At 69.0% G+C, this 8272-nt stretch carries 10 protein-coding genes, 1 tRNA gene and 1 pseudogene; 6 read left to right on the forward strand and 6 right to left on the reverse strand.

The features are described 5' to 3' along the window. Positions 1 to 54: 54 nt before the first annotated feature. The gene (locus tag A5714_RS06360) at positions 55 to 1011 is read right to left on the reverse strand and encodes a GlxA family transcriptional regulator (protein ID WP_197513580.1); all 957 of its coding nucleotides are present in this window, start codon (positions 1009 to 1011) and stop codon (positions 55 to 57) included. 106 nt (positions 1012 to 1117) lie between these two features. Here A5714_RS06360 and A5714_RS06365 point away from each other — a divergent pair, with 106 nt between their 5' ends. From A5714_RS06365 to A5714_RS06380, 4 genes are all read left to right on the forward strand, one after another. After that, complete coding sequence (locus A5714_RS06365; protein ID WP_068283904.1) at positions 1118 to 1768, forward strand: HD domain-containing protein; 651 nt, start codon at positions 1118 to 1120, stop codon at positions 1766 to 1768. Positions 1769 to 1784: 16 nt separating this feature from the next. Next, complete coding sequence (locus A5714_RS06370) at positions 1785 to 2489, forward strand: nitroreductase family protein (protein ID WP_068068733.1); 705 nt, start codon at positions 1785 to 1787, stop codon at positions 2487 to 2489. Then, complete coding sequence (locus A5714_RS06375) at positions 2486 to 3004, forward strand: cupin domain-containing protein (protein ID WP_068283907.1); 519 nt, start codon at positions 2486 to 2488, stop codon at positions 3002 to 3004. Before A5714_RS06370 ends, A5714_RS06375 begins: the two co-directional genes overlap by 4 nt. A 191-nt stretch (positions 3005 to 3195) precedes the next feature. After that, a tRNA-Met gene (locus A5714_RS06380) sits at positions 3196 to 3272 on the forward strand. Between the two features lie 89 nt (positions 3273 to 3361). Here A5714_RS06380 and A5714_RS06385 read toward each other — a convergent pair. Then, a complete protein-coding gene (locus A5714_RS06385) occupies positions 3362 to 4225 on the reverse strand; it encodes an alpha/beta fold hydrolase (protein ID WP_068283910.1) in 864 nt (287 codons plus the stop codon). Positions 4226 to 4670: 445 nt separating this feature from the next. Here A5714_RS06385 and A5714_RS06390 point away from each other — a divergent pair, with 445 nt between their 5' ends. Then, a complete protein-coding gene (locus A5714_RS06390; RefSeq protein ID WP_156747194.1) occupies positions 4671 to 5099 on the forward strand; it encodes a nuclear transport factor 2 family protein in 429 nt (142 codons plus the stop codon). A gap of 43 nt (positions 5100 to 5142) precedes the next feature. Here A5714_RS06390 and A5714_RS06395 read toward each other — a convergent pair whose 3' ends face one another. The 4 genes from A5714_RS06395 to A5714_RS27480 form a co-directional block, all read right to left on the reverse strand. Continuing rightward, positions 5143 to 5631 (reverse strand): glutathione peroxidase, encoded by a 489-nt coding sequence (locus A5714_RS06395; RefSeq protein ID WP_068283918.1) that lies wholly within the window; start codon positions 5629 to 5631, stop codon positions 5143 to 5145. 17 nt (positions 5632 to 5648) lie between these two features. Continuing rightward, entirely contained in the window at positions 5649 to 6140 is a 492-nt protein-coding gene (locus tag A5714_RS26990) for a hypothetical protein (RefSeq protein WP_068283919.1), read from the reverse strand. Positions 6141 to 6215: 75 nt separating this feature from the next. Next, positions 6216 to 6752 (reverse strand): hypothetical protein, encoded by a 537-nt coding sequence (locus A5714_RS06405; protein WP_068068751.1) that lies wholly within the window; start codon positions 6750 to 6752, stop codon positions 6216 to 6218. A gap of 94 nt (positions 6753 to 6846) precedes the next feature. Beyond that, complete coding sequence (locus A5714_RS27480) at positions 6847 to 7797, reverse strand: diguanylate cyclase (protein WP_068283922.1); 951 nt, start codon at positions 7795 to 7797, stop codon at positions 6847 to 6849. 227 nt (positions 7798 to 8024) lie between these two features. On the opposite strand from A5714_RS27480, the pseudogene A5714_RS06415 reads away from it, so the two are divergent. Continuing rightward, a pseudogene (locus tag A5714_RS06415) lies at positions 8025 to 8272 on the forward strand (MCE-family protein MCE1A); the annotation flags it as partial.

Here is an 8272-nt window from a genome sequence, read left to right on the forward strand (position 1 = left end):
TGCAGCGCCTGGACGACGCGTTCACCAAGTACAACAACACCAAGTAGCGCCCGATCAGGCGCAGGCCGTGCGGAACCGGTCGCGGTAGGCCTTCGGGCTGATGCCGAGGTGACTGAGGAACGCCCGGCGCAGCGTCTCGGTGCTGCCGAAGCCCGCCACGCCGGCGGTCTCGGCGACGGAGCGGCCGTCTTCGATGGCGGCGCGGGCGAAGTCGACCCGCACCGATTCCACGTAGCGCGCCGGCGTCGTGCCCAGCTCCGTCTTGAACAGCCGGGTCAGCTGCCGGGTGCTCAACGCCGCCCGCGCCGCGAGCTTCGCGACGCCGTGGTCGGCGGCGGGGTCGGCGGCGATCGCGTCGGTGACCGCGCGCAGCGGTGACTGCGGCGGGGGTTCGGCCTCGACGAGCACCGAAAACTGCGACTGGCCGCCGGCACGTTTGAGATACACCACCAGCCAGCGCGCCACGTCGCGCACCAGGTCCCGCCCGTGATCCATCTCGACCAGCGCCAAGGCCAGGTCGATGCCCGAGGAGATGCCCGCCGAGGTGAAGACATCACCGTCGCGGACGAAGATCGCGTCCGGCTCCACGGTGACGTCGGCGAAGGCGCGGGCCAGCGAGCGGGCGTTGTTCCAGTGTGTGGTCGCGCGCCGGCCGCGCAGCAGCCCGGCCTGCGCCAGGATGAACGAGCCCGTGCAGATGGACGCCATCCGCCGGCTGCGCCCCGCGATCGCGCGGACGGCCTCGACGAGCGCCGGGTCGCTCGGGCGGGCGGGCAGGGCGTCGCTGCCGGCCACCAGGACGGTGTCGGCGGACTCGATCGCCGAAAGGCGATCGGTCACACCTAATTTCGTGCCGATGGACGATGTCACGTCGCGGCCGTCGACCGAGGCGATTCTGAGCCGGTAGTCGGCGCCGAACCGGTTCGCCTCGACGAACACCTCCCCGGCCCCGGCGACGTCCAACAGCGTCACGTCGTCGAAGACGACGATCACCACCACTCGCGCTGCCATGCACTCATTATGTCGGTTTCTGTGGTGAAGACGGCCGAAACGGACACGGTCGGGCGGGCCGCGCGGCCGCATGCTTGGTGATACCAGCACACCAAGGAGGCAAGCCATGACCACCAGCTCGATCGACACCGTCGCCGGCATCCGAGTACCCGACACCGCGCTGGCGCGCGAGGCGACCGAATTCATCCGCGACGCCGAGGACGACCTGCTGTTCCACCACTCGCGGCGGGTGTTCTTCTTCGGCGCCCTGCAGGGCGAGCGGCGCGGGCTGCGGCCCGACCTGGAGCTGCTGTACGTCGGGGCCATGTTCCACGACATCGGCCTCACCGAGCGCTACCGCGACTCCGCCATCCGGTTCGAGGTCGACGGGGCCAACGCGGCGCGCGATTTCCTGGCAAGCCACGGTATCGAACCGGCCGCCGCCGAGAAGGTGTGGCTCGGCATTGCCCTGCACACCACCCCCGGCGTGCCGGAGTTCCTTTCGCCCGAGACCGCCCTGGTTCAAGCGGGCGTCGAGGTCGACGTCATCGGTCTGGGCCGCGAGCACCTGGATCCCGAGGCGCTGGCCGCGGTGACCGCCGCGCACCCCCGACCGGATTTCAAGAACCGCATCCTGGCGGCGTTCAACGACGGCATGAAGCACCGCCCGGACACCACCTTCGGCACCATGAACGACGACGTGCTGGCGCACTTCGACCCCACCTTCCAGCGCGTCGACTTCGTCGAGGAGATCCTGAACAACAGCTGGCCGGAATGACGAAAGGGATTGACCGATGGACGTTTACGAGGCTTTGTACACCACCCGGATGATGCGGCGGTTGCGGCCGGACCCCATCCCGTTGCAGACCCAGGCCCGCATCCTCGATGCGGCCGTGCGCGCCCCGAACGGGGGCAACACCCAGCGCTGGCACTTCGTGGCGGTGGACGACAAAGAGCTCATCGGCGAATTCGCCGGCCTGTTCCGGCAGGCCCGCGCCATGGAGTACGAGAAGTTCAAGGCCGGGGCCGGGCCGATGGTCGCGACGGCTCCCGGGGCGGATCCGGCCGCGCATGCCGAGACGATGCGGCGCATGCAAGGTTCGGGGAACTACCTGGCCGATCATTTCGAAGAGATCCCGTTGCTGCTCTTCGTCTTCGCCATCGACGACCTCGGGGGCGCCAACATCTATCCCGCCATCTGGAGTGCGTTGCTCGCCGCCCGCGCCGAGGGGGTCGGTGGCGTCATGACGATGGTGCTGCGCAACTTCGAAGACAAGGTCGACGAGTTGCTGGGCGTGCCCGTCGAGCAAGGCTGGACGATGTCGGCCATGCTGGCGTTGGGTTACCCGCGGGGCAAGTGGGGTGTGGCCGCGAATCGCCATCCCGTGCACCAGGTTTCGTCCCGCAATGGCTGGGGCAAGCCGTTCGGTGTCGAGGTCCCGCAGCCGCTGTGGCCCGCCCAAGAAGCGGTGCCGACCGAGGCGGTGTCGGTGGCATGACCGAGATCGGGGTCAGCGTGGTGCGGCCGGGGGAGGGCGAGCGGGTCGCCCTCCCCGGATTCGGGGCGGTGTTCAAGCTGTCCGGCACCAGCAACGGCGGCGAGGTGTCCATCGTCGAGCACCCGTTCGAGGTTGGCCTGCTCACCGCGGCGCACCGGCACACCCGCGAGGACGAGCACTCGATCGTGCTGGCGGGCGAGATCGGCTTCCGGTCCGACGACACCGAGGTGGTCCTGGGGCCGGGCGGCTACATCACCAAGCCCCGCGGGCAGATGCACGCCATGTGGAACGCCGGCAGCGAGCCGGGCCGCATCATCGAGATCATCACCCCGGGCGGCTTCGAGAACTACTTTCGCGAGCTGGGCGAGCTGCTGCTCGAGCACCCGCTCAGCGAGGTCTTGCACGAGTCGCCGGACTTCGTCGCGCTCGCCGACAAGTACGGGTTGACCTACGGATCACCGCCCTGGATGGACGACGTCGCGAGGCGCTACGGGCTGCGGCCGCCGTCGCACTAACTGAGCGGGAGTTGCGCCCTCCTATTGCGCCCTCGTGTCGCGGGTGTTCGCGCCCTCGTGGTGCGCCGAGATTGCCGCCATGGTCGCGATCGGGGCCCGGCCGCAGCCATGGCGGCAATCTCGCCGTCGCAACGCCCTGACCGCGCGATTTGGTCGCCGTGATGCCGGTTCGGTAACCTGGCATTCACCAACGCGGGGTGGAGCAGCTCGGTAGCTCGCTGGGCTCATAACCCAGAGGTCGCAGGTTCGAATCCTGTCCCCGCTACCAGCGGAAATGGCCCTCGGAGATTTCTCCGGGGGCCTTTTTCATGCCCGGCGGATAAATCGGGGGACCGGCGAAGTCGCCGGAGCCGCAGCTCAGCGACCGAGGTGGTCCAGCAGGTGCCTGGTCCAGGCCTCGGGCGCCTCCAACGGGCTGAAATGGCCGCAGCCGTCCAGGTATTCGAGGGTGAAGTCCGCGTAGAAGTCGTCCAGGGTGTCGCTCCAGGCCTGGGGGAACAGCGGGTCCTGGTCGGGCCACAAGATGGTGATCGGCTTGGCAAACCTGTCCTCGCGCGCCGGCGTCGTCTCGTTGGCGTAGTAGGTGATCGGGTTGCCTTCGGGGTTGCGAAACCACAGCACGCCGGCCAGGAACGCCCCGGGAGCCGAGTGGTTTTCGGTGAGGTGGTCCAGGAGCTCGTCTGCGACGGTCGATCCGGGCGCCGACCACTTCACCAAGTTTTCCTTCAGGGCCGCGCGGACGGCGTCGGGCTTGCCGTCGATGAGCTGTTCGACCAGCTCGGACTTGTAGAAGATGGCGTGCAGGAACGCGTTCACGGCGTCCTCCTCGAGGATCCGCCGCCCGACCCCCAGCGTGGGCGGTGCGATGACCAGGGATCGCACCAAATCGGGCCGCGTCACCGCGATCGTCTGGGCGGTGAAGCTGCCGACGTCGTACCCGCCGAACACGGCGTTGTCGATTCCGAGTTCGTCGAGCAGCGCGACGACGGCGCCGGCCTGGCGACTGAGGGCGTAGGCGCTCGGGTCGTGCACGTGCTTGTCGGACTTGCCGTAGCCACGCAAGTCGATCGCGGTGACGTCGGCTTTGGTCGCGAGCTGCGGGACGATCTTGGCGTACTCGCGGTGGTCACCGGGGTTGCCGTGGATCAGCACGACCGGGACACCCTGTCCGGAGCGCTCGTAATAGAGCGTGAAGCCCTCGAACTCGGAGGAATAGGGCACGGTGCTCCCTCCCGTCAGCCAACGGGTTCGTCGGGAACCGGTTCCGACTCCCCTCCGTGATCGTAAAGCCGCTCGGTAGCTCGGTGCGCGAATGTGACGGGCGCGAGAAGCCCGCAGAGCATGCCGCCAGGTCCGACGCCGCCGCGGTGAAAAGCTTGGGCTACCCGGCCATCGCGTCCGCGGGGAAACACATCGATGAGCACCTCATCCATGCCGAAGCGCTCCGAGGATTCCTCCCGAGGTCCGGGGCTCGAAGCATGTCTCGGCGATGAATTCGCGCAGGCGCAGCACCAATGCCTCCGGTTGTTCATCGCCGAGACGGGCGGTGGTAGCGAAACCGCGGCCTCCTAACTGACTAACTATTGCATTACTCAGCTTCCGATGCTTGGATTCTGGTAAGCGCGAAGGACTCCACGAGCGCGGCGCGCAAGTGAAAGGTCGTTACGTGACACAGGATCCCGTGCCGTTGTCCGTCAACTGGTCGGCGGCTTTCAAGGACCCCGCGGCGTTCGCGGCACTGCTCGCCGAGGACGTGGTCTTGGAGGCGTCGGCCATCCGCGAACCGGCCGTCGGGCGAAAAGCCGTGCAAGCCATCATGACTGCGGGAAGCCGGCTGTACCGTGAGATCGTGTTCCGCAACCCGGCGACCACCGGGGCCACGACCTACAGCGAATGGCGCGCGGTGTCCGTCGACGGTGCGACGGTCTACGAGGGCGTCACGGTGCTCACCCACGACAGCGCAGGCGCCGTCAAGCGCGTCGCGATCCATCACCGCCCGTTGGGTGCGCTGCTGCGGTTCTCCGCTGAGATGGCCGAAAGCTTGCGGGGCGTCTTGCCCGTCGAGGTGTTCTACACCGATGCGCGGGCGCACTAATGCCCGCGGGAGCCTTCAAATCCGAGAAGCGGACACTGAGTCCCTACCGGCTCAGCACCGCTTCAATGGCGCTGATCACCTCGGGGGCGTCGGGCTCGGTGCGGGGGCGGAAACGGTTGACCACCTCACCGCCGGGGGCCACCAAAAACTTCTCGAAGTTCCACTGGATGTCGCCGGCCTCGCCACCGGCGTCGGGGGCCTTGGTCAGCTCGGCGTACAACGGGTGCCGGTCGGCGCCGTTGACGTCGGTCTTGGCCAGCAGCGGGAACGTCACGCCGTAGGTGGTCGAGCAGAACTCCTGAATCTCTTCGGCCGAGCCCGGCTCCTGGCCCATGAACTGGTTGCACGGCACCCCGACGACGGTCAGGCCGCGGCCGCGGTAGTCCTTCGCGAGCTTCTCCAGTGCCGTGTACTGCGGGGTGAGGCCACACTTGGAGGCGACGTTGACGACGAGCGTTGCGCCGCCAGACAATTCGGCCAGCGTGGTGGCCTTGCCGTCGAGGGTGGTCAGGGCGATGTCGTTGAGGGTCACGCTACGACGCTAACCCGTCAGATCGGCACCACGAATTGGGAGGTGTAGTACTCCTGCGGGCTCTGCGAGTGCGGGTTGGGGCGGCTGACGTTCACCCACGCTCCCGTGGCGCCGGGCTGGATGCCGTTTTGCAACGTGACGTGCGCCTGACCGGCCCCGTCGAGGTCCAGGCCCGCCGACACCACGCCCGGGTCGCCGGGGCCGCAGGTCGCCGCGGACGAGCGTGGCAGCTGGACCAGGGACACGTCGTAGTGGCTCCCGGGCTGGTCGGTGTTGACCAGGTGCACGTCGGCGACCACGGTGCCGCCGCTGACCCGGATGACGGTCTCGCCCGACGCGTAGCCCGTCCGCGGCGTCTGCGGGCTGAAGGCGCTCTGACCGAAGTCGCAGCGCCGCAACACCGAACTCAGCGGCACGAACGTGGTGGCGTCGGCGGCAGCGTCCGGGGCCACCAGGCTCGGGGCGACCAGCAGCGCCAGGCCCGCGCCGGCCTTGAGGGTTGCGTGCATTCTGTGCCGCCTCTTAGTGGTGGGGTGGTCGGGGTAGCAGGTTTGCCCGCGCACGCCGGTTCAAACCGCCGGGCGTCAGAGCCAACCGGTGCGCGCGGCGGCCACCGGCTCGGGCGGGGCGGGCGCCAGCTCACCGTCGCGGACGCCGTCGAGCAACCGCTTCACGGCAGCGACGATCTCCGGGGCCGCCGCGGCGAGGCCGGCCTTATCGGCGTCGCTGACCTCGTCGGGGTCGACGCCGGCCCGGCTCAGCACGGCGGCCGGGTCGGCCAGCTCACCGGCGAGCCAGGACACCGGGTCGGCCGACAGCTCGGGCACGAAGTGACGACGCCCGGGCTCCCAGCCGTTGAAGCGCGGGTGGTGGTGCGCGCGGTCCAGCGTTCCCGGCGGGCTCTCCGTGGACCCGAACAGGTCGACCCGCCAGACGGGACGCGCGAACGAGATCGGAATGCCGGCGTAGATCGAGCCGTGCGGCTCGGCGCGGTCGACGAGCCGAAGTTCCAGGCGGACGCCCCGTTCCGGGGTCTCCTGACCCTCGTTGGGGGAGGGGTCGACGAAGAACATGTCCCCGACCACGACGCCCAGGGTCTCGAATCCGAATGCTGCGAGCATGGCCTGCCTTTCCGTGAGCCTCTCACCGAGGGTAGACCCGCGTCCGACCCGGGGCGAATTGCGCCCGGCCCGACCGCTTTTCGCTCAACCAGAATCAATCGGCGGACAGGTCGCGCGAGCGTTTCTCGGCGTACATGTGCTCGTCCGCCAGCCGCATCAGATCCTGCTCCTCGGCGGCGATCCCGGCGCTGAACCCGACGGGCTCACCGACCGCCGCCCAGGTGTGGCGCAGCCGTTCCAGGACGTGCCCTGCGGCGGCCCGGTCGGCGCCGACGAGCAGGATCAAAAATTCGTCGCCGCCGATGCGGAACACCAGGTCCCCGTCGCGCACCGCGCGGCGCAGCGCACCGGCGAACGCCACCAGCACCTCGTCGCCCGCGGCGTGCCCGTGAGTATCGTTGTAGCGCTTGAAGTTATCGAGGTCGATTAGCACGACGGCGGACCCGTTGGCGTGCGCCGACAGCTGTGGCCCGAGCGTGCTCCGGTCGAGCAACTGGGTCAGGGCGTCGGTGTGCGCGATCTTGCGCAGCAACGCGCTCTGCTCTTCGAGGCGGGCAACCAGCCAGGCCGGGACCTCGGCCACCAGGACCCACATGGTGGCGGCCAGCACCAGGGTCACCGCGTCGTGGGTGAGGTGCTTGTGCCCGCCGACGGCGAGGGCGGCCACGCCCAGCGGCACCATCGCCAGTGAGCGCCAGCGCGGGCAGGTCAGGCCGATGTAGGCGAACGTGATCGTGATGGCGCCGGGCAGCTCCCGCGTGGCGCCGACCGCCAGGGCGCCGGTAACCGTCGTGACGGCCAACGACGCCACCGGCCAGCCGATGAGCAGGCCGCGCCGGCTCTGCCAGCCGCGAACCCGCCCGACCAGCGCGACGGTGCCGGCCGCGACGGCGACGGCGCCGAGAAACCAGTACACCCGCGAATCCACCGGGGCGGCATCGAAGTGGGCCTTCGCCGCGTAGAGGGCGAGCAGCCACAGCAGCGCCGCGAGGCCGATCGCGTGCCAGCGCCCGGGCGACGGCTGCGACGCGACGGGGCTCGACACCCGCTCAGAATAAGGTCGGCCGCCGCCCGTCGTGGGAAGTCGCGACAGCAAAGCGATTCCGATTGTGCGAACGCCGGTTCGCACAACCCCTGCCCGTCGAGGTACATTCTTCGCGGCTCGGCATTGCACCTGGGTGCACAGCCGCCGGATACCGATGTCGAGTCGGGCTATCGATCCGCCGCAGCATCGGGATGCGCGCGGCGCCGACGCAAGGGGCAACGCTGACAATGTCCGAACGAACGCCGTCGGCGAGCCCGCTGCAGATCAACGACCAGCGAATCCCGCCGTACAAGTGGATCGCCGTCGGGGTGCTGGTCGTCTGCCTGGTTCTCGGCGGCCTGGTGTACGCGCAATTCCGTGGTGAGTTCACTCCCACCACCCAGGTGACGATGCTGGCCGCGCGGGCGGGGTTGGTGATGGATCCGGGGTCGAAGGTGACCTATAACGGGGTGGAGATCGGTCGGGTCGGCAGTAT

The organism is Mycobacterium sp. E2462, assembly GCF_001672685.1.
GTDB lineage: Bacteria > Actinomycetota > Actinomycetes > Mycobacteriales > Mycobacteriaceae > Mycobacterium.

Coding starts and splice junctions, on each gene's coding strand:
- A5714_RS06360 (WP_197513580.1), bottom strand. CDS start 1,011: ATGGCAGCGCGAGTGGTGGTGATCGTCGTCTTCGACGACGTGACGCTG.
- A5714_RS06365 (WP_068283904.1), top strand. CDS start 1,118: ATGACCACCAGCTCGATCGACACCGTCGCCGGCATCCGAGTACCCGAC.
- A5714_RS06370 (WP_068068733.1), top strand. CDS start 1,785: ATGGACGTTTACGAGGCTTTGTACACCACCCGGATGATGCGGCGGTTG.
- A5714_RS06375 (WP_068283907.1), top strand. CDS start 2,486: ATGACCGAGATCGGGGTCAGCGTGGTGCGGCCGGGGGAGGGCGAGCGG.
- A5714_RS26990 (WP_068283919.1), bottom strand. CDS start 6,140: ATGCACGCAACCCTCAAGGCCGGCGCGGGCCTGGCGCTGCTGGTCGCC.
- A5714_RS06405 (WP_068068751.1), bottom strand. CDS start 6,752: ATGCTCGCAGCATTCGGATTCGAGACCCTGGGCGTCGTGGTCGGGGAC.